The following is a 21,133-nucleotide window of genomic DNA, read 5'->3' on the forward strand; positions in this document are numbered from 1 at the left end:
CGCCGCTGTTTGTCTACGGCCCGCGGCGGCCGCGCAGCCGACCCACTTTCGCTTGCAGCGCGCGAAAATAATCGGTTTCGGTGATCTCCGCGACCTGCCGCTCCTTTTTGGCCTGGTCAATTTCGATGGTCAGAGCCTGCACCTGTTCGCGCAGGCTGATCTCACGCGCAAGGACTTCGTTCGCCATATGCTGAAACGCCCGCGCCAACTGCCCAAGTGGGTCATAGCGTTCGGTCAGGTCAGCAATGGAAGACGGATCATAGCTGCCGTCCTCCAAGGCGGCCGCGGCCGTTGTCATGCGGCCGATGTGCTGCAAATAGACAAAATCCTGCGCCATGTCTCGGAGGCGCGCGCGCAGATATTGACACAGCACCTTGATGATGGCAAAACCGATCTCAGGCTGCACATCCATCAAGGCCTGGAAGGGCGCCTCGTCCAGCCGCAGTAACTGCGTTGGCTCGACCGCCGTGACCGAAGCCACGCGCCCGGCATCGTCCAGGATCGCCATTTCACCCACGACGGAACCGGCCCACAGGTCGTTCAACACGCGCTCGCCATCATGCACGCGGACGCGACCCTTCACCAGAATGTACATGCAATCTCCAGGGTCGCCGCGGGCAAAAAGCTGCTCACCGGCGGCCAGGCTTTGTGGGCGCAGCAGATCAGCCACCTCTCTCAGGGCCGCGTCCGGCGTCTCCATGAAGATGGTGGTCGTCCGCAGAACTGCCATCATGTCATCTTGAGACAATACCTCGTGGTTGACGTGAATTGGTTCAGCCATGGCTTTTTTGTGACTCTGTGTGCTGTGGGAGAGATGGGGGCTGGCTGGCCTCGACCAAGCGTTCGAGGGCGGCGATATTGGCTGCCTTTCCAGCCTGGCGCAGCGCGAGCGCAGCGGGAGTTTGGTAGTCATGATGGCGCGCAAACTGCAGCTGAGATAGGTGCCACTCGTAGTCGTTCGGCGCAGCGCCGAAGGCCGCCAATTCGGCGCGCAGGGCGGCGTTGCGTTCGAAGAAATCGGCGCGCCCCAACAGATCGAGATCCGCGTCGGCCAAGATTTTTTCCAGGGTGGTGCGCGGGCTTTGGGGAAGTCGCGTCGCCATGATCATACCGCAGATCGCATCAATTTGTTCGGGCTGGTAGCCCATACCCGGTAAAACCGTGCGCGCAATATCGGCCCCAATCACCTCATGGTTGGCGCGATTGACCACAAAGCCGATGTCGTGAAAATACGCGGCTGTCATCAGCAACAGCAGATCCTCGCCTTCGATGCCAGAGAGCGCTGCCAAACGCTCTGCGGCCGGCGCCACATCATCCAGGGTGTGGTGCAGGGAATGATAGATGTACTGCGGCGCCAACTCCGTGCTTAAACGCTTGACAACGTATTGGCGTGCGCGGGCCAGATCAGGCTGCGCCGGCAGTGCTGGCTGCTGGAGCGCGGGTTGAGGTTGGGCATCCACGGCCGGCGCGCGGGCCAGCGGTTTTCGGCGCCGGCGCAGGCGCTGCGCTTGCTGCTGCAAATTGCGAAAGTACGCCGTCTCCGTCAGTTCGGACACCTGGTGCGACTTCTTGACCTCGTTGATCTCAATCTGCAGGCGCGCCACCTGCTCGCGCAGTTGTTGGTCGCGGCGGGCCAATTCACGGATCGTTTGCTGGAAGACGCGCCCCAACTGCCCCAACTCATCTGGGCGTGCGGCGACGTCGTCGAGGCTTTCAGGCACGTAAATCTCACTCTCAATCGCCACGGCGGCCGCGGTGAGGCGGGCAAACTGCTGCATATAAGCAAATTCAACCGACATGTCGTAGACCATGCGACGCAAACGATCAGACAACATACGAATGACGCCGCGGGCGATTTTCGGCTGCTGCATCATCAAATTGTGCAGCGCGTCTCGTCTGAGGCACAAAAGTACGCTCGCCTCCAGGGCTGTCACCGAGGCGCTGCGCGGTTCTGGGTCGAGCACCGCCATCTCGCCGAAGACGTCGCCCGGCCCCAGGTTGTTGAGTTCCCGTTCGCCGTCATGCACGATCATGCGCCCGCTTTCGATAATGTACATGGCATCGTCCATCTCACCCCGCTCGATCACCGTCTCGCCGGCGGCCACGGTGATTTCTTCGAGCAAAGGCGTAATAAGCCCCAGGGATTCGCGCGGCGTTTCGGAAAAGATGCTGACCGCGCTGAGGACAGTGGTGCGGTCTTTGGGTAAAGTCATTGTGGGTTCACACCTCATAGATCGAGCGGAATGCTGCGACCTCGCATCCGTGCAAAGTACACCTTGTACACCAAACTACCATCACTGCGGCGTTCTTCCGTCAATAGATAGCCTTTTTCAACCAGGAGATCGGCAATTTGCTTGGCTTCACTCTCGGATAGATCAAGGAGAGAGGCCATTTCGCCCGCGCTCATCGGGCCTCGCCGAAGAATTCTCTGCACGGCCGAGTCAACTGGATCAGGCAGAGCAAGGATATCAACCGGCGTGATGCCAGGAAAGGCGCCAACCGCGTGCAGTTGGTCCATCAATTCATTGAAGCTTGCCATTCATCTACCCACCCTTTCATGCACCAGGCATTTTTACCGCACATCAGGGGACACGTCACGGCTGCTCGGCCACGCGGCCGTCATCCAACGACCGCCGGAGAGCTGCACCTATTCAGCAGGGGCCATGCGCTTACGCATGGTCCGAGCCTTGGATTGCAGCGCTTGAAAGAAGTCGGTGTCCACGATGGCGCTGACTTCATGCTGGCGCCGCGTTTCATCAATCTCGATCCGCAGCTGTTGAATTTCCTGACGCAAGCCTTGCTCGCGCACGTAGGCTTCAAGCGCAGCCACAGCCAATGATGAGAACGATTCCATCAACGGCTGCAGGGCTTCATCAAACGCCGTCACAGCGCCGGTCTGCGCGTCCTTGGCGTTGATCAACTGCATCACACCGAGCACATGATCATCGGCCGTCTTCAAAGGCATCGTCAACAGCGAATGCGAGCGATAGCCGGTTTGAGCTTCAAACACGCGTGGGCCAGAGAAATCGAATTTCGACGCGGCAGCCACGTCGGAGATATTGACGCTTCGGCCTTCCAGGGCCACGTAAGACGAGATATTGCTGTGATTGGGCGCGTTTGTTTCTGCGTCGTAAAGCGGGATCGTGGGTAGGGTCACAGGGACAGAGGAGGTGCCCCCCATAGCAAAATTGAGCGTATCGTTGCGCACAATCATAGGTTTGAGCTGGTTGGTTTCTGTGCGTAGATAGAGTGTGCCAGCATCCGCGCGACAAAAAGTCTTGGCCTCCACCAGCATGGTCTCCAACAAATGATTGAAATCTTTCTCAGACGCCAACGACACGCCGATGGGGATCACCACGTGCAGGAGGTCGTCGGCGCGTTTCTTCTCGCTGCGCACCTGGCTGAGCGTTTGGCTCAGCTTGGTCGTCATACTGTTGAAAGTCTCGCCGAGTCGGCCAATTTCATCACGCGAGCGCACGCGCGCCTGCGCATGCAGGTCTCCGCCGCGCACCCGTTCAGCCACCCTTGTCAGGCGCCGCACGGGGCCAGCAATGTTCTCACGGAAGATCGTGGCCAGCGCGATGCCCAGGAGGAGAGCCACCCCGCCGCCCGCCAAGACAATGCGGTTGGCTTGCACCAAGTCCTGGCGGCCACGATGCAAGTCAGTGCGCAGCGCGTTTTGCTGATTAGTGGTCAGTTGATCCAGCAGGCTAATCATCTCAATAGAGCGCGGCAAGACATCGGTGCGAAACAGATAGAGGTCCTGACGCCAACGGTCGCTCTCCAGGATGGGAAAGATGTCATTGGGCAAGAGCAGAAAAGCCGTGCGATTGGCGGCGATGGCATCCACCAGATCGCGCTGTTTCGCATTGAGCCGCGGACGGATCGCCTGGAGTTGATCCCAGGCTTGTTGGTTGAGGTCGCGGTTGGCTTCGTACTCGCCCCGGAAGGAGCGGTTGCGCGTCGTGGTGTAACCACGCAGGCCTGACAACATGGCGCTGAATGATCCTTGAAAGCGCGCCATCTCGGCCAGTTGGGCAATGCCTTCGGTCTGATCTCCGAACTCGATGGCGGCTCGCCGCCCCTGCTCGTCAATCAGCTTGCCCACGTCAATCAGCACCTGCCCGCCCAGGCGTAAGCCCTTGGTGGCCACAATCGCGTAAGCCGGTTCGCGCTCCAATTGATCATCATGCAGTTCAAAAAGCGTGGGCAGATCGGCGGCCAACTGGTCATAGAGTTCACGCACCCGTTTCAGGCGCTGCTGGTCTTCTGGCGACAGCTGCGCAGACAGGACGGTCAATTCGTTGAGGTCGTTCTGTAAGGCCCGTGCATCACGCTGCTGATCTTGTAGATACTCGTCGCTGCTCAACGCCAGGTAGCCGCGCACATCCGCTTGCACGCGCAGGAGATTGGCTTCAGCGCGGATGGCTGTCAGCGCCGTAGGCACGCGCACCTCGTCGGCAACGTTAATGCCGGCCATGGCCGCGGTGCTGGACACATAATTCCAAATGGCGCCGAGGATTGTCAGCAGCACGAGAATTCCAAAGCCGAGGCTTAATTTCCGGCCGATCGCCATGCGGTTGAGCAGCGGCGCGCCGATGCGGTAAGCCAAATTCTCCCGGTCGCCGGACGCGTCGCTTTCTGAGACATGAGCCATGGGGGCTGTGGTGGGTAAATCGGTCATGGCGTACCCCGCTTCCAGTCTTTGATATTCCACAGGTCTGCGTCCCAGGGGCTGAGGTCAACGCCGACCAGCGTGTTGCTCACCCCGGAAATGTCAGCCTGACGCACCAGGGGGATCACAACCACATCATCAATCAACTGATCATTCATTTCGATGAACAACTGACTCCGCTGCGCCGGATCAATCTCGGCGGTAGATGCCTGGTACAACGTGTCATAGGCGGGGCTGCACCAACGCTCCTTATTTAGCCCCTTCCAACTGTTGGCCTTCTGTGCAATTTCACTGCAAATCCAGTTGCGCATGTAGCTTCCTGGATCAGGGCTGCGATTGCCGGTGCTGTACATCTCCATATCAGCGTAGAAGTGATGGCGCGTATTGGTGATCGTTGGGTCGCTGCTGAAGAAGGTGATCGAATCAAAGAACGTGAGCTGAACATCCACCTGGATACTACTGAGCGTGCGCTTGATAATCTCCTGGGTTTGCTGGCGAATGGGGCTGGCCGAAGTCTGCAAAAGGACGCGCATAGTGACCAAGGGGTCGCCCGCTTTGCGTATCTTGCCATTGTCACGAATCCCATCGTTGTTGGTGTCTGTCCAGCCCGCCTCATCCAGAAGGCTCGCCGCTTTGGCCAGGTCAAACGGGTACAGACTCTCGGTATTCGGCGACGCAAAGGTGGGCGGAGACACCAGCACGTTGGTGGTTGGCTGACCGGTTGGCCCATACAGCTTGGCAATCGCCTCGCGGTCAATGGCGTGGGCAAAGGCCTGGCGCACCCGCAGGTCGCTGAAGAAAGGATGGGGAAATTGAATGCTCGACCGCTCGCCATCGTCGGTTTCCCGATTGGGGTCGGTGCGGTTGAGCAAAATGCGTTCCACGAAGGCCCCAAACGGCGCCAGGATCTGGCCTTTGCTGCCGCTCGCTAAATCAGGCTCCTCCTGGAAGTTGATCTGCAAATTGGCTGCGTAATCCACATCGCCGGCCTGCAAGACCGCGCGCGCAGCCTCGTTGACGGTGCCGCCGCCCTTCAGCTCGATCCGGCTGAAGTACGGTTTGTCCGGTTCACGAAAGTACGGGTTGGGTTCATAAATAATCTTGTTGGTTTCGACCAGGGTGTTGCCCAAAAACAGCACTTCTTCCGGCTTGAAGCGAACGACTCGATAGGGCCCGGTGCCGATCGGCAGCAGGTTGGCCGGGGCGCTGGCGGCATTGGCGCCGTTGTAGGGTTCAAAGACATGGCGCGGGATGATCATTCCTTGCACGCCCACAAATGGCACCGCCCAGGCCGGATTGACATCCTGGAAATCAATCCGCACGGTGAGATCATCTTCGGCGTTGACGCTTTTGATGCCCTGGTAGTTGGTAAATGTAGTCGCGCCGTTGACTTCGTGATTGGCGATGAAATCAAAGGTAAACTTGACGTCAGCCGCGGTGAAGGGCACGCCATCCGACCACTTGACGTCGGGGCGCAGTTTCCAAATGACCGATTTGCCATCGGGGGCAACGCCGCCGTTTCCTAGAGAAGGGATCTCAGCCGCGAGGATCGGTACGAGATTGCCGTCCTTGTCGAAGCTGGCCAACGGTTCATAGGTAATACGCGCTGGCGCCCAGTCTTTCTGGCTCGACGCCAGGTGTGGATTGAGGATGGTGGGCGCCTGCCAAAAGAGCATGCGCAGCACGCCGCCAACCCCGCGCCCTGTGCGCGGGGCCGGGCTGGGGGTTGGCGCCAACGTGGGGGCCGGGGGCAACGCCCCGCCAGCGCATGCTGTCAGCCCCCACAGCAATACACCGATCACAAAGCAGAAACGCAGGGTGAGACTGGTTTTGAACATGATGATTATCCAAAGAGAACCGGGAGATAGCCGGCTTGAATCAGAGTTGGCAATGCAGCCTCACGCCAGGCGCGGCGCCAGCTCTCTAAATCGCGACCCACTGCGGCTTGCAGTCGGTCGTTCAGTTGATGGGCGAGGGCAGGCTGCGAGACCCACAAGAAGCAGTGGCGATCCCAGTTGTGGGTGGTATCCATCAGGGCGGCAACGTCTGATCCATTGTAGGGAGCATGGTTGATGACATGCCAACCAGGGCGCGATTTGCCATCGGCGTTCTGCGCGATCAAGCTGCCGACATAAGGGATGGCGTCCCAGGCGATGGTGTGCCATCCGAGGCGCGCCAGGACGGGCGATCCACCCCGCCCTACCGTAACGCTGACAAAGAAGCGCTGGCGCGGCAAGGATTCGGAGCGAACTTGCGCCAGGAGCTGCTGGCGAAGCTGCAGGCTGATGCTGCGTTTACGCCAGTCAGGGTGCGTCCAGCCGGTAAGCAATTCGAACATATCAATCATGGGCCACACCGACGCGCCCATGGGTTGGCCGCCGTGCAGCGCGCGCGCCGCCCGGCTGCGCGTGGGCTGGTGAAAGATCGGCATGCAGCTGATATGACCGATGATAGAACCGTTGTCCACGGCGACGGCTGCGAGTCCTTGCTGCCACCGCCGATAGAGAACAGCCGCTGAAAAGGGAGTCAGGCCTTTTTCGCTCGCCACCGATGCGGCCAGCTGCTGCCAGGCCGCAGGCGCAAACGATGCCGTGGGATCAGGCTCCAGCGCGCACTCCCCGGTTACCGAGGATACGGTGACAGAAAAAATCAAGGGATGCATGATAGGCGCCATGGGCGACTTAACCCAGGATGCACGGGAGCGATCAAGGGGCGGCCGCCGGTCACTGGCTAAATTGATCATAGAGCTTATGCAATTCCCGCGGCCGGCTGCGCGTCAGATCGCCAACCCGATCGTTCGTTTCGCGCAAGCGGCTGCTCAAGACGTTGATGACCACGAGGGCCAGGTCAGGATGCCGGCGCATGAGGGCGATGAGCGGTTCACGCCGCAGGCGCAGCACAAGCGTGTCCTGCAGAGCAATGGCCGACGCCGTGTGAGGACTGTTATCGAACAAGGTGATCTCGCCAAAGTAAGCGTGAGCGCCCAGCGTTGCCAGGCGCACGGACGAGCCGCGACGCCGGGTTTGTTCGATGCCCACTTGTCCATTGACAATCACGACCAGAACGCCTCCCGGTTCGCCCTGCTGGAAGATGACATCGTCTTTGCGATAACGTTGTTCTTCACACGCTGGCGCCAGGACTTTCAACTGATTGATCGTCATCTCACGAAAGAATGGCGCCTCTTTAAGAAAAATAATCCGTTCGATCAGCGAGAGCATAGTGGCCTCCTGCGGCCTGACAGCGGCCGCGAGTTTGGTTTGCTCAAGGTTTGAGTCTGCGTCGCCCAACAGAGCAGCAGCGGGGGGTGAAAGGTGACTCATGACAAAAGAGGCCAAAGCCTCCAGCCACGGGTCGTAGTCCGGCTGCGAGCGATCACGTATGGCGCGGATGGCCTGGGCTGCCGTGGGCGGTGCAGAATCCTGGCTGGACTCGATCAGGCTCATGACCCGATCCGCAGCCGCGGTAGGGTCGCACAGGGCAGCCACAAGCGAAGCCACAGCCGGAGTCGTCAGGGACTCAAGCGCTTCGGCGGCGTTGGCGCGGGTATGCTCATTTTCGGCACGGAGGGACGTTTCCACCACGCCGATACCCTGCGTGTGGTGCTGAGCAGCCAGAAGCTCAAAAATCTCATGCAGGCGTTCGTCGGTTTGTTCACGCACAGCCGCCTGCAGCAGAGCCATGCCGTTGGTCTGCAGGCCCGCGTGCTGGGCCGATGCCGAGGTCATGGCGTACCAGCAGCCGTAGAGGCGGCCGGCCTGCGCCAGGCTGTCGTTGATCTCTGCCATCAGGGTTGGCGCCCATGCCTGGGGCGTCACTCGCGTCGCGACGATGATCGCCAACTTGCGCTGACGCGAGTTGCTGGCGCTGAACAGCGGCTGCAGCGCAGATAAGGCGGTCTCGCCCATTTGGACTAGCGCTTCGACCGCCGCCTGTTGGACGCTGGCGCTTTCATCGTGCAGACCAAGCATGAGAACCGAGCACGCCTTCGCGCGCGTGCTGGCGTCAGTGTATTGTCGCCCCAACATGGTCAGCGCAACCTGTCGCACCTGTTCGACGACGTCGTGAGCATGCGCCTCAAGGGACGCAAAGAGCTGGCGCGCGATCGCATCCGTCAGCGGTTGTGGAAGCATCGTTTCCATGGCCAGTATGGCCTGCAAGCGCACATCATCCACCGGATCGTCCAAGCCGCGTATGACTGCGGGCAGCCAGGAGATCGCGGCCAATTGTCCCATGACCTGCATGCCCCGCGCGCGCTGGCTGCTGTCGGCGCTGCTGAGCATCTCCTCGAGAATAGCGCTGGCCGCCGCGCGCAGATTGGGATCAGCAGAGGCCATGACCGCGGGCAGCGCCTGGCCGCGCACGTCGAGATCTGCGTCGCTGAGCAGGGTGCTGGCGAGACTGAGATATTGGCTATGATGAGCGCCAAACATGTTTTCCAGACCAGCCAGCGCAGCCTGGCGGACTTGACCACTGGCGTCGGCCAGGCACTCGGTGAAAAGCTGGCGCGCGCTCTCGTGATGCAAATCAGCCGCCGTCAACAGGTTGAGCAGGGCGGCGCGCTGCGTGGGGTCAGAAGCCTGGCGAATCGTATCACTCACCGTCGGCACCGCATTGACGCCGCCAATCTCGATCAAGAGCTGTGTCAGGAAAAGGGTCAGCGTAGGGTCTGTCGTAGAGGCCAATTTGCTACGCAGCCGCGCCAGCGTGGGTGGGTCCGCGCTGGTCAAAGTGCCTGCATGCTGCAGCAAGAGGCTGGCGTAGTCTTCCTGCTCGAGCAAGGTGAGCATCGCCTGGCTATATTGGCGCCGAATGACGACCGCGACGACAATAAACGCGATGGCTAATAGGGCCATGGCGGCCGGCAAAGCCCAGTCTGACGCGCCCGTGGCGCGAAGCAGCGGCGTGAGCAATAGGATCACGCCGCCCAGAATAGCGCCGATGGGGACAATCAACCCGCTGATGAAGGCACGGGCGCGCCCCTTGACCCGCAGCGGCACGGCGTTGTAAAGTAGGTTTTCGGTGGAATTGCGAAACGCCGTGCGAAAGGTCGTACGGTTGAAGTAGCCAAGGGCTGCAGAGCCCAGGCGCGGGAAGAAGATTAAGCTGCCGCTGATCAGCAGGGTGCCGGTGGGGAAGATCAAATTGGCGTTGCCCAGGCCAAACCAACCGATGATGCGGCCCACAAGGAACAACTGAATGGGCAGAGCAAGTAAATTGGCGATGCCGCTCACCATCCCGATGAAATCGGCCATGGCCGTGGTCGTTTTCAGTTCAGCCAAGAGAATGCTGCTGGTGCGAAAGTTGATGAGCGCCAGCAGCACGGTGAACAACAGAGTGGAAACGGCCATCCAACGCAGGAAGACCGACCGACGAATGTACGCGCTGCCCTCGCGCAGGTTCTCAGCCGCCGATGGCCGCGGCTGCATGGTCATGCCCGCGTCGTGATTGGCGGCGGGGTGGCCGGCAGTCAACGCCGCGTTCTCATGCAGTAAGCGCGGCATCAACCAAGTCAACAACGCCATGACAACCAGGGCGGCCATCCACAGGCTAATGATGCCGGTGGGTGCGAAATGTTGATTCAGCAGCGGAATGGTGAGACCAGCCACGATGCCTGCCAAGCGCGCGGAGGTGCCCAGAACGGGCACGACGCGCTTGGCCGCGCGCGTGTCGTAGAAGCTGCTCACATAGGTGGCCCAATGCACGTTGTAGATATCGAGCAGGGGTACGTTGAGAATGAGATAAAAAAGGGGAAAGGCGATCAAGACAGCGCCGGCGGCGAGCAGCGCCAGTCCGATCACAATGCCGATGACGCTGATCGCCAGGAGCGCGATCATAATCCGGTCATTGCTCACGCGATCGGCAAAAGCTGAATAGATGAAAATCGCGAGGATGGAGCAGATGGCGTTGATAATGAACGCCCAAGGTAAGTATTGAACCCCAATTTGGCGCAGAAAATCAGCCTCGACGATCGTCTCACCCCAGTTGATGCCAGTCAAGACAATGAACGACATCAGGTAGAGGATGAGCAGCCGCGGCCATTCGTGCGGTCGGATATTCAGCAATCTGCCCAGGACAACGATCACGGCAAATAAATCCTAAACTCAACCTTACATACGAGATCAGAGATTTGAGATCAGAGACCGGAGATCAAGAATCGTATATAAAAAACGCTGGCCAGGCTCCCCGCAAGGTGCAGATTGGCTAGCCAGCGCTCAGGAATTGCAGGACGCCAGGTCGAGCAATCGGTCAAACGTCCAACATGCCCGCAATTTGCTGATAGAGGGCCGTCATGGGATGATTGGGGTAGCGGATGACGAAGATGCCCTCGCTGGCCAGTGTCATCATCTCGTCCGAGTGGGGGAGGACGGCGGCCACCGGGCAATTGAAGGTGCGTTCGACGCGCGCTTTGACATCGTTCGGATTCCAAATGGGCGGCGCCTTATTGACAACCAACAGCATGTGCGGCACATCGAGTTTCTTCGCCACTTCGACTGTGACCGCGGTGCCCTGGTAGTCCTGCGAGTCTGGGCGCATGATGAGCACCAACGCGTCAGAAATGGCGATCGAGAGCAGCGTTTCTTCGTTGAGGCCGGGATGGGTGTCAATCATCAGAACGTCTAGCTTCAACTCTTCCATCAAACGCTGGTAGCCATCATTGAGCAAACCGACATCATAACCTTCACGCAGCACGCGGGCAATATCGCTGGCCTTCATGCTGGAGGGGATCAAGAAGATCTGCCCGGCGATTTTTTTGCCTAAGCGGGAACTGACGTCAATGGCTGCGTCTTCGATATTGCAGTTGCCCCACAGGTAATCATTGAGCGAATGCACGACGTCGCCTTCTTGGAGACCAAACAAAACATGGATGCCAGGAGAGTGGATATCGGTGTCAACGACGCCGACGCGCTTGCCACTCATCGCCAGCACCGCGCTCAGATTGGCCGTTGTATTCGACTTGCCAGTGCCGCCTCGGAAAGAGTGAACAGAGATAATCATAACGACCCGCCTTCTCAGTTCGGATTTTTATTTTCTTGCAGCATAACCAGACCAACAGCGCCTACCGTAGGCGCAGCAGCTATCGCGAAGCCTGGTTTCAAGCATGCTGGAAGTGTGTATTATTGTAGCACACCCCACCCGATCGTCAACAACGGGTTCTGGCGCGCGTGCACATGACGTTCGAGACGTGCGACGGCCGTTCGCCACGGCGATGGGGGTTGCGCAGGTTCGAGGTCATCAGCCGGCTCTGCCCTCCTCCATCGGCAGCATGCGGCGCACGATCACGATGGTGATGTCATCGAATTGAACAGCATCGGCAATGTGGTTGCGCAGCGTGTTGTCTATGCGCTCAAGCAGGCTGGTCGCGGAAGCGGCTGGCGTCGTTAACAGCTCGCGCAAGCGCCTATCCGTGTATTGCGCCCCGGCCGGGTCACGCGCGTCGGGCACGCCATCGGTGTACATGACCAGGGTGTCGCCAGGTTCAAGCTGCGCTTCCCCCGTCCGAAAATCGGTCTGCGCCATCATCCCAACCGCCATTCCGGTTGGCTTGAGCACCGCTTTCAGGGCGCCATCTGCGCCCACGATATACGGCGGATTATGGCCGCCGTTGATATAGACCAACCCACCGGTCATTGGATCGAGCACCGCGAAGAACATGGTGGCAAACATGTTGAGATCGGAGTGATTCTCCATGATGTAGTTATTGGTCAGGAGCACCGCGTTTTTCAAGGCTGTGGCGCCGATCGCAGGTAAGCCGCGGCGGCCTGGGCGCGCGCTGACCGGGGCCGGGCCGTCGCTCAAGAGTGAATCTACCAGGTTCAGGCTGTAATTCTGCTGTGCAAAGGCGCGCGTCAGGCTGCGGCTGAGCGCCATGAACAGCGCCGCGCCCACGCCCTTGTCGCACACATCGGCAATGACAATGCCGATGCGCCGTCCCTGGGTCAGGGTAAAAATGTCATACCAGTCGCCCGCGACTTCGCGCGCCGGATGCAAGCAGGCAGCCAACTGCCAGCCCTTGGGCTGCGGCACTTCCTTGGGCAAGAAATCGCTCTGGAAGCGCCGCGCGATCGCCACATCATTGAGCACCTTCTCACGCTTGAGTCGCTCACGCTCTTCGATGCGGCGCTGACGCACCCCCAGGTAATCGGTTAGCTGCACCTTCAGCAGCGACGGTGAGAACGGCTCCGGCAGATAGTCGTCTGCGCCCAGGGCCAGACAAGCTTCCACGCCCTCGGTCGTTTGCCCGGACGTCAGCATGAGTACAATAATGCTGCTCAGCTCCTCGTCCACCTTGAGCTGTTTGATGACATACGCGCTGGTCACGTCTGGCAGATTGATCTGCAGAAGCATCAGCTCTGGCTTCTCGGCTTTGGCTAAGGCCAGTCCGTGCTGCCCTGATTCGGCCAGCAGCGCGCCATAGCCAAGCGCCTCCAAACGGCGCGCCAACGTGGCGCGTCGCAGCGGACTATCATCAATGACTAACACTCGTGCAGATTGGATTAGCACGCGTAAGCGTCTCCTTTTGGCATTTCTCTCGCTGCCCGCTATGACGCGGACGCAGCCGCGTCTGACGACGTCGGCGCCGCGCGCTTGACGACAAAGATATTGCGATTACGATCATCAATGCGCTCGTATAGAAACTTGTCGGTGCCTTGGATGGCCAGGTAGACGCCAAGACCGCCAATGTCTCGACGTTCCAACGGCGAATCCAGGTTGTCTGGTGTTGGGTGCAGCAACGGATCGAAGGGCACCGCCGTGTCTTCCAGGATAATGGTTAACGAGTCGTCATGTACATGGGCGCTGACTTCGATATCACCTGACATCTGGGATCGCTCATAGCCGTAGTTGATGATGTTCGTGGCAATTTCGTCTACCGCGAGACGCAATCGGTAGCCCACACGTTTGTCTATGTTGGCCAGCGTGCATGCCTCGGTCACATAATCTCGAATCAGCTTCAGGGAAGGGAGGGCCCCCGGCACTTTCAAAGGCTGCATGGAATTTCTCCTGCGCAAAGACGAAGTTGATCGCCGGACGAGAGGACAAACGAATTCAGCCCCCACGTCCGCGATCCCAATCACCTAGTCTGCTGGTTAGTCAGGCGCAAGCATTGGGCCTGACCAATCTCGAAGATCAGGGGAGAAACCCGGGCTTCTTTCGAAACCCGGGTTCTCAAGTAATCGGCTAGAAGGCCTCGATCACATCCGCATCATAAGTATCCACAATGATGCAGCTTTGATCGAAACCGGTCATTTCGATAGTCTCCTGCACCGATTCCTGGGGCGCTACCAGGTAGAGATCAACGTGCGCCCCCATTTTCTGACGGGCAAACACTAGAACTCGTAGGCCCGCGCTGGACATATACGTCAACTCCTGCAAAAGCAGGACCAGGCGCCGCGGATTCCAGGCGGCTGCTTCCTCAACCGCGTCCTTGAACCGACCAGCCACGCTGCCATCAAGCTCACCCACCAGGGCAACCTGGGCAATACCGTTGTTCATGCTGCTTGAAACTGTAAAAGCCATTGTTCTTCTCCATTCTTATCGTTTCGTCTATGAACTATGATCTTTGATCGCAGTTCAACGTCGGACAGGCGCCCGGTTTTCCGTGAACCCGGGTTCATGAAAATTCTTGGTCGTTAGCGGCCCACGATGATCACAACCGAGCGTGCTCCCACCAGGATGCCAGTCTGGTCATCCAGCCGCGGCTCATGGCCTGGCTCCCACACATCGGCCGGCGACTCAACGCCCGTGTTGGCAAACACATGCCAGTGCATGCCATCAGGCAGTCGAGGCAGCTCGAAGTGATGAGCATCCCAGTGCATGTTCAGCGCCACGTAGATAAAGTCATCCGCAGCTTGGCCGCCCTGCGCATAACGGCCGTTCAGCATGAAGGCCAGGGTGCGGTTGCTGTCGGACCAATCCGCATTCCAGGCCTGCGTGCCATGCCACGTGATATCGGCATAACCGGTGCCCAGGTAATCCTGGTTGCGCAGATGCCAGCGATTCCGCAGAATGGGGTGCGCATGCCGAAACGCAATCATCTGACTGAAAAAGCGCAGCTGCGCGCTGTTCTGCTGCACCAGGTTCCAATCGAACCAGTTGGTTTCGTTATCCTGGCGATACGTGTTGTTGTTGCCGTTCTGCGTGCGGGCCACTTCGTCGCCCATGAGGATCATGGGCACACCCTGGCTCATCATCAGAATGGCGGCAAAATTCTTCATCTGACGGCGGCGCAGGTTGTTGATTCCTTCATCGTCCGTTGGGCCTTCCCATCCGCAGTTCCAACTATCATTGTCATTGGCGCCGTCTCGATTCTCTTCACCGTTGGCCCAATTGTGCTTTTCGTTGTAAGACACCAAGTCGTTCAAGGTGAAGCCATCGTGCGCGGTGATGAAGTTGACCGAGGCCGTGGGGCCGCGGGAGAGATACAGGTCAGGCGAGCCTTGTACGCGCTGCGAGATGGCGCCGACCAATCCTGCCTCGCCCTTGACGAACTTGCGCACATCGTCGCGGAACTTGCCGTTCCATTCGGCCCAGCGTCCATAGGCAGGAAACGAGCCAACCTGGTAAAGCCCGCCCGCATCCCAGGCTTCCGCAATCAGCTTGCACTTCGCCAGAATGGGGTCATAGGCCAGGGTTTCCAAAAGCGGTGGGTTGGACAACGGCGCGCCCGAAGGCGCACGTCCGAGCACGGCCGCCAGGTCGAAACGGAAGCCATCAATGTGATACTCGGCCGCCCAGTAGCGCAGGCAGTCCAGCACCATGTTGCGTACGACCGGGTTGTTGCAGTTGAGCGTGTTGCCGGTGCCTGTAAAGTTGAAGTAATAGCCTTCAGGGGTGAGCATGTAATAGGTCTTGTTGTCAATGCCGCGGAACGAAATGGAAGGCCCGTTTTCGTTGCCCTCGGCTGTATGATTGAAGACCACATCCAGCATCACCTCGATGCCATGACGATGAAACTCTTTAACCAGCGCCTTGAACTCATCAACTTGCATGCCCATCTTACCGGTAGCCGCATAGGCGGACTTGGGCGCAAAGAAGCCGACGGTGCTGTAACCCCAGTAGTTACCTACGCGCAGTTCGCCGGTCTGAGGATCTGCACTGCTGCCTTCGAACTCATCGAACTCATAAATGGGCAGGAATTCAACGCAGTTCACGCCCAATTCCTTGAGATAAGGAATCTTCTGGCGGATGCCCGCGAACGTGCCAGGAAACTTCGCCCCGGAGGAGGGGTGGCGGGTGAATCCGCGCACGTGCATCTCGTAGATCACCAGGTTCTCGGTTGGAATCTCAAGCGGGCGGTCATTGTCCCAGTCGAAGTCGTCAAAAACCAGGCGGCCGCGATAGCGGTAGATGTCGTCCCAATTCGGGGGCGTGCCCCACACATCACGACCGCCAATCGCCTTGGCGTAGGGATCGAGCAAAATCTTGGACTTATCGAACCAATGTCCATTGGGCGGATCGAATGGCCCCTCCATGCGATAGCCATACTCGATGCTTTCGTAATCAAGGCCAAACACGATCATCGCATAGACGTTGCCAATGCGGAACTCATCAAAAAATGGAATTTCAACCAGCGGCCGGGAAGCCCCTTTTTCAAACAGCACCAGGGTGCAATTGGTGGCATGGCTGGAAAAAACAGAGAAATTGACTCCGCCTGGCACAAGCGTGGCCCCAAAGGGGAAAGCCTTGCCGGTGCGCAGCTTGTAGCCCTGGTGTTCGTGCGTTGGGTATGCATCAACTCGATCCATAGATAACTCCTTGTAAACGGCTACGCAAGAGCGGCGAGGCCTTCGGCCAATGTATCGAAGTGGGCAAAGAAGTCGAGGAAGCCAGTCATCTCCATGGTATCTTTGATTTCCTCCACCAGCCCCACCAAGACGACATGACCGCCATGACCCACCACGTTGCGGTAGGTTGCCAGCAGCATTCGCAAACCAGCGCTTGACATGTAGGGCACGTGACTCATATCCAGGACGAGGCGCGGATTTGATTCGGCCGCCTTCATGATCTGCGCCTGCACCTGGGGCGCGGTATTGCCGTCCACTTCACCATTTATGTCAATAATTTGGATAGACTTCTCGGTCTGAACGTTTATTTCCATGAAAATTGTTCCTTTCCTAAGCCTCCCGGCGGCGCAATCTGGCGGATTGCGCCGCCGGGCTTTCGAGCCAGGCGGCGCTCAGGGGCGATGATCTTCGTGGGAAAAAGAAGCATCGCCCCCAGCGCCGCGCGCCTGGCTCCTGCCGGTTACTTCGTGGGCTGCACGATGACGCGCACGCGCAGGCGATCCTTCGATTCTGGCAGCTTGACGGTCAGCCCCTGGGCATCGAAATCGCTGTACGGCTCGTCATCAATCCACACTTCGCTGATGGTGATGCTGTTGGGGGGCAGGATGTCGGGCGAGACGCGCAGGATGTTGTCCTTGAAGCCGCCAGGCAGCGGCTTGAAGTACAGCGTCAGCGGCTGCTTGGTGATGAGCAGGTTGGTATAGACCTGGGCCAGGTAGCACAGCTCAAAGGAGTGATAGCCGCTCATCGAATGGCTGCCCTTGAGGCGCTCGGTGCCCATGAGGTATGGCACACCACTGGCCAACACATTGAAGTAGACCGCGCCATCGTCATGGTCAAGGAAGAAGGCGTTGTAGAAGGCCGATGATTCACGAGCAATGCGCAGATACTCCTCGTCGCCCAGCACGCCGTGCAGAATCAAGTAGGCCAGAATGCCCTGCTCCTGCTGCCACCAGGCCTTGCGATCATGGAAAGCAAAGCGGTGCAGGTCTTCGCCAGGCGCCCGGTTGCGTTCCATCACGTCATACCAACCGCCGCGCTGCTGATCGCCGCCGACGGACGGCATGATGGCCGCAATTTTGCGAGCAAAGGCTTCATACTCTGGCTTGGGCGCTGAGCCGTACATGCGCAGCAAGTTCCAGGCGATCTTGAGGTTGTGCCCAACAACGCCGCGGTTCTGCTGCCACATGTGCGTGGAGTCGTGCGACCAATCTTCGTAGAACTTTTCCTGCACAAAGGGGCTGTGATCGTAGTCCGGGAAGTGAGCTGTGATGGTGTCGAAAGTGTATTCGAGCATCTTGCCGTAGCGCTCTTCGCCCGTTGCCAGCCACAGGTTGATCAGATAGGCCGGCGCATGATCGCCCACCGAGTTCCAGTTCTTCTTACCGCGGTTGGGGCCGAGCGCCTCGCTGCGCGCATCCAGCGTGATCGGATCAAGATGGGAGAAATAGCCGCCCTTCTCACGGTCCAGGAAGAAGCGATCGAACAGGTCAACGGTCAACTCGGCGTCACGCAGGATGCGCGGATCACCCGACACGCGATAGGTCTGGATGGGGCCAGCCAGCGCGTAGATCTGCTCGTACGCGGGGATGGCGTCGAAGTCGTCGCCGAATTCCGATGCAAAGACCTTCTTCTCGCGGCGTCCTTCCACGTCAATGCCGTGATACCAGTAGACGATGTTCTCATCACGGTCGTAAAAGCGCATATGGTCGCGCAGGTATTCCGTGCCGCGCTCCGCGCCTTCCAGGAAGCGATCATTGCCGGTCAGCATGTAGGCCGTGGCAAAACCGTAGACCAGGCGGGAGATCGTATCTGTTTCCTGGCGATAGCGGTCAGCTGCCTTTTCGCCGGTCAAGGTGATGTTCGTGCGGTAGTCCTTGTAGTCAATCGGCGCATCGCCAAACTGGGCGCGCGCGTAGAACTTGCCTAGCTCCCCAATCTGATGCACCCACCAGTCCTGGCGCTCGAAAACGAATTCACCCACCCGACGGCCGGGGAAGACAAGAAACTGAGCTTCGATGACATAGCCGTCGCCTTGGGGATAGAAAATGCCATAAGTGAAAACATGGCGGTCGGCTACCAGCATGTCGCGCATCTGTCCTGTGCAATCCTGGTAGGGATCGCCCAAGTTGCGCGTGAGCAAGGCGTAGGTGTTGCTCTTCAGCTTGATGTCGTAGGTGACGCCGCCGCTGGTGCGCACCGTGTAGGTATCCAGCGTGCGGTCGTACTGGGTCACATAGCCGGCAATGGTGTCCGAGAAGGTAAACTTCAACTTATCCATCTGTCACTCTCCTGTGATTCAATTTGCTGTGTATGGCGCTGTCTGGCCGTAGGCGCTAACCTACGGTGAGCGTGCGTTTGGTTGTGGTCGTTGATGCCACGTTATTCAGTATCGGCCAGTTGTTTGTGATGAAACTGATCCAAAGGGCTAGGAACAATGTATAGCACGGGAACCAGAATAAACAACAGCTTGGCCGCGTTCAGGTTGAGAAACGAAACCAAAAGGGCGACCAGGTAGACAATCGGCGCCATCAGTTGACGTCGGTTGACAAACGCAATCAAGTCGCCATCCAATTCGGCTGGCACCAACCGCCGGCGTTCTGTCGCGTAACGCCAGGTCAGGTTGAGAGATGCACCAGCGCCAATCAACATCAAGGCATAAAAAACAAGGGCCAGTTGATCGTCGGGGTAGCGAATGATCAGAGCGGCCGCAAACGGCATGGAAGCAACAAACATCAGAAAGAGTATGTTCATCCACAGAAGCCAGCGGTCGTGGCGCCTGATATGCAGGAACATATTGTGATGCCCCACCCAGTAGATGCCCAAGACAGCGAAACTAACGACATGAGCCAGAAACTTCGGTAAGACTTCTGGCACCGCCGAGATCAGGCCGCCGGTGACATGGTCTGGCACCTTGACTTCGAGCACGAGCAGCGTGATGGCGATCGAGAAAACGCCGTCGCTGAAGGAGCCAATGCGCTCGTTGCCAGGCGCACTGTGATGTTTGGTCACGTGTTTGCGCGGCGCTTCGTGCTCTGTGTTGTTAATCTGTGTATCGGCCATCGTCTCTGGTTACTCTCGATCTACCGTACAAGCGCCCTGCTCGTCGCCGCGGCGACGCTAGGCCAGTCCCTAGCCTGGGAACGGCGCCGGATTTGGGTCGTCAACGTACCCCTGTGTAATTTCGACAATGTTGCCTTCTGGGTCGGCCACCCAGACGGTGCGCCAACCCGGAATGAAGGCGTCGAAGTCGAAAGGCCCCAACGTAATCCGAGCGGCGTCGCCCATCTCGGCCAGCTTGGCATCCACATCCTCTACCTTGAACGCGATGTGGCGCCAGGTTGGAAACCACGGCCCGTCCTTTTCATTGGGGGGCAGGGGTGACGTTTCTTTGGCCTGGAACAGCTCCAAATAGGCGTCGCCCGCCTTCAGAAAAATGATCTGCGTGTCGCCGACGGGAAGGACGCGCCCGCGCGTAAAGCCAAAGTAGCGGCTGTAGAATCGCTCAATGGCGGCCATGTCTTGACAGGCAATAGCCATGTGATGGAACATCGTGTTCTCCCTTTTTCACGTGTCTGCGCGCAACGAAGCGTTAGCGCGCAGCCAGCATATCAATGATCTGGCGAGCAAACAGGTGGCAATGGCCGCCCGTGCGCCCCGTCACCAGATCGCCATCCACCACCACGTCCTGGTCGGTATAGATGGCGCCCATGTTTACCGCATCGCCATGCAGGTTATTATGCACCACCACGGGTCGCCCACGCACCAGCTCCGGCACAGGCGCCACCAGCCACATGCCGTGACAGATGATGCCCTTGATAATGCTCTTTTCGGCAAAGGCGCGTTGAATGAAGACCGTGGCCGGCGGCAGCTTGCTGACATCTTCCGTGTAGCGCAAGCGATCCGACACCATGCCGGAAGGCACGATGATGGCATCGTAGCTGCGCAGTTCGTCATCGCTCATATTCTCGAAGCTCTCGAAGCAGACAAAGGGCGCTCGGTACTCATGACCGAGGAAGGTGAGCGATGGCTGGCCCCACAAACGACTGAGAAAATGCAGTTCTATCCCATCTTCAGGAAAACGATGCTCATAATAGAAAATTTCTTTTTCGTAAAAGTCGCCTTCGATCAAGACGCCGACTTTCTTGCCCTGTAAACCCATGTTTACCTCTTTCTAGACTTCCGAAGTCTCTCAGACTTCGGAAGTCTGACCTTTACACCGCAGCCTGACGTCAGGCGACTGAACCATCCGGATACTGTGTCATGCCGGCAAAATGGATCATGATCTTGCCATCGCGCAGCACCCAGCTATCAGCGAAACGCATTTCAGCTTTCTGACCGCCCGCAGTCATCTGGATCGCTTCGACGATCATCAGCGTTTGCGGATTCTCGGTCTCGGCCCAGAACGCGATATCGCTCTCCAGACCCTCGATGCCCAGGATGCCCTGCATGTGCTCACGCAGCTGCTCTTTGCCCCGATAGTAGAGCGGTGTTTTCATGAAACTGCTGATGAGCAGGCAGTCATCGGTATACTGATCGAGCAAGGCGTCAATGTTCTTGTCCAGGATCAGTTGAATATGTTCGCGATACATACGGCCCAGAGCGGTGTCCGGCACGTTCTTCATAAAAGGTTACCTCCAAAAATCGTGGCTGACGGCCATACCAATGGCTGGCG

18 protein-coding genes are annotated in these 21,133 nt (G+C 58.6%); all 18 read right to left on the reverse strand.

Features of this window, described 5'->3' with window-relative positions; translation table 11 throughout:
• Positions 1-13: 13 nt before the first annotated feature.
• A complete protein-coding gene (locus tag ACPQ6D_RS18085; RefSeq protein ID WP_423225751.1) occupies positions 14-781 on the reverse strand; it encodes a cyclic nucleotide-binding domain-containing protein in 768 nt (255 codons plus the stop codon).
• Positions 774-2,213 carry a cyclic nucleotide-binding domain-containing protein gene (locus ACPQ6D_RS18090; RefSeq protein WP_423225752.1) on the reverse strand — a complete coding sequence of 480 codons (1,440 nt, stop codon included), beginning with the start codon at positions 2,211-2,213 and terminating at the stop codon, positions 774-776. Before ACPQ6D_RS18090 ends, ACPQ6D_RS18085 begins: the two co-directional genes overlap by 8 nt.
• 14 nt (positions 2,214-2,227) lie before the next feature.
• Positions 2,228-2,539: a winged helix-turn-helix domain-containing protein gene (locus ACPQ6D_RS18095; RefSeq protein WP_423225753.1), complete on the reverse strand. Its 312-nt coding sequence runs from the start codon at positions 2,537-2,539 to the stop codon at positions 2,228-2,230.
• A gap of 108 nt (positions 2,540-2,647) precedes the next feature.
• Complete coding sequence (locus tag ACPQ6D_RS18100; protein WP_423225754.1) at positions 2,648-4,684, reverse strand: HAMP domain-containing protein; 2,037 nt, start codon at positions 4,682-4,684, stop codon at positions 2,648-2,650.
• Positions 4,681-6,513, reverse strand: coding sequence for a peptide ABC transporter substrate-binding protein (locus tag ACPQ6D_RS18105; RefSeq protein ID WP_423225755.1), 1,833 nt, complete (start codon positions 6,511-6,513; stop codon positions 4,681-4,683). Before ACPQ6D_RS18105 ends, ACPQ6D_RS18100 begins: the two co-directional genes overlap by 4 nt.
• A gap of 5 nt (positions 6,514-6,518) precedes the next feature.
• Positions 6,519-7,337, reverse strand: a complete 819-nt coding sequence (locus tag ACPQ6D_RS18110; protein WP_423225756.1) for a hypothetical protein — start codon at positions 7,335-7,337, stop codon at positions 6,519-6,521.
• A gap of 61 nt (positions 7,338-7,398) precedes the next feature.
• Positions 7,399-10,758 carry a cyclic nucleotide-binding domain-containing protein gene (locus tag ACPQ6D_RS18115; RefSeq protein WP_423225757.1) on the reverse strand — a complete coding sequence of 1,120 codons (3,360 nt, stop codon included), beginning with the start codon at positions 10,756-10,758 and terminating at the stop codon, positions 7,399-7,401.
• Positions 10,759-10,921: 163 nt separating this feature from the next.
• On the reverse strand, positions 10,922-11,671 hold the full coding sequence (locus tag ACPQ6D_RS18120) for a MinD/ParA family ATP-binding protein (protein ID WP_423225758.1): 750 nt from the start codon (positions 11,669-11,671) through the stop codon (positions 10,922-10,924).
• A gap of 237 nt (positions 11,672-11,908) precedes the next feature.
• Positions 11,909-13,177 (reverse strand): PP2C family protein-serine/threonine phosphatase, encoded by a 1,269-nt coding sequence (locus tag ACPQ6D_RS18125; protein ID WP_423225759.1) that lies wholly within the window; start codon positions 13,175-13,177, stop codon positions 11,909-11,911.
• A gap of 38 nt (positions 13,178-13,215) precedes the next feature.
• Positions 13,216-13,665, reverse strand: coding sequence for an ATP-binding protein (locus ACPQ6D_RS18130; RefSeq protein WP_423225760.1), 450 nt, complete (start codon positions 13,663-13,665; stop codon positions 13,216-13,218).
• Positions 13,666-13,852: 187 nt separating this feature from the next.
• The gene (locus tag ACPQ6D_RS18135) at positions 13,853-14,191 is read right to left on the reverse strand and encodes an STAS domain-containing protein (protein WP_423225761.1); all 339 of its coding nucleotides are present in this window, start codon (positions 14,189-14,191) and stop codon (positions 13,853-13,855) included.
• A 113-nt stretch (positions 14,192-14,304) separates the two neighbouring features.
• Positions 14,305-16,419, reverse strand: coding sequence for a glycogen debranching protein GlgX (gene glgX / locus ACPQ6D_RS18140; protein ID WP_423225762.1), 2,115 nt, complete (start codon positions 16,417-16,419; stop codon positions 14,305-14,307).
• Positions 16,420-16,439: 20 nt separating this feature from the next.
• Positions 16,440-16,772: an STAS domain-containing protein gene (locus tag ACPQ6D_RS18145; RefSeq protein WP_423225763.1), complete on the reverse strand. Its 333-nt coding sequence runs from the start codon at positions 16,770-16,772 to the stop codon at positions 16,440-16,442.
• A gap of 146 nt (positions 16,773-16,918) precedes the next feature.
• Positions 16,919-18,739 carry an AGE family epimerase/isomerase gene (locus ACPQ6D_RS18150; protein WP_423225764.1) on the reverse strand — a complete coding sequence of 607 codons (1,821 nt, stop codon included), beginning with the start codon at positions 18,737-18,739 and terminating at the stop codon, positions 16,919-16,921.
• Between the two features lie 101 nt (positions 18,740-18,840).
• A complete protein-coding gene (locus tag ACPQ6D_RS18155; protein ID WP_423225765.1) occupies positions 18,841-19,521 on the reverse strand; it encodes a TMEM175 family protein in 681 nt (226 codons plus the stop codon).
• 69 nt (positions 19,522-19,590) lie between these two features.
• A complete protein-coding gene (locus tag ACPQ6D_RS18160) occupies positions 19,591-20,010 on the reverse strand; it encodes a VOC family protein (RefSeq protein WP_423225766.1) in 420 nt (139 codons plus the stop codon).
• A gap of 40 nt (positions 20,011-20,050) precedes the next feature.
• The gene (locus ACPQ6D_RS18165) at positions 20,051-20,620 is read right to left on the reverse strand and encodes a DJ-1/PfpI family protein (protein ID WP_423225767.1); all 570 of its coding nucleotides are present in this window, start codon (positions 20,618-20,620) and stop codon (positions 20,051-20,053) included.
• Positions 20,621-20,690: 70 nt separating this feature from the next.
• Positions 20,691-21,083, reverse strand: coding sequence for a nuclear transport factor 2 family protein (locus ACPQ6D_RS18170; RefSeq protein WP_423225768.1), 393 nt, complete (start codon positions 21,081-21,083; stop codon positions 20,691-20,693).
• Positions 21,084-21,133 lie beyond the last annotated feature (50 nt).

Origin of the sequence: Candidatus Amarolinea aalborgensis (assembly GCF_900491745.1) — a bacterium.
In the GTDB taxonomy this organism is placed as follows: Bacteria; Chloroflexota; Anaerolineae; order SSC4; family Amarolineaceae; genus Amarolinea; species Amarolinea aalborgensis.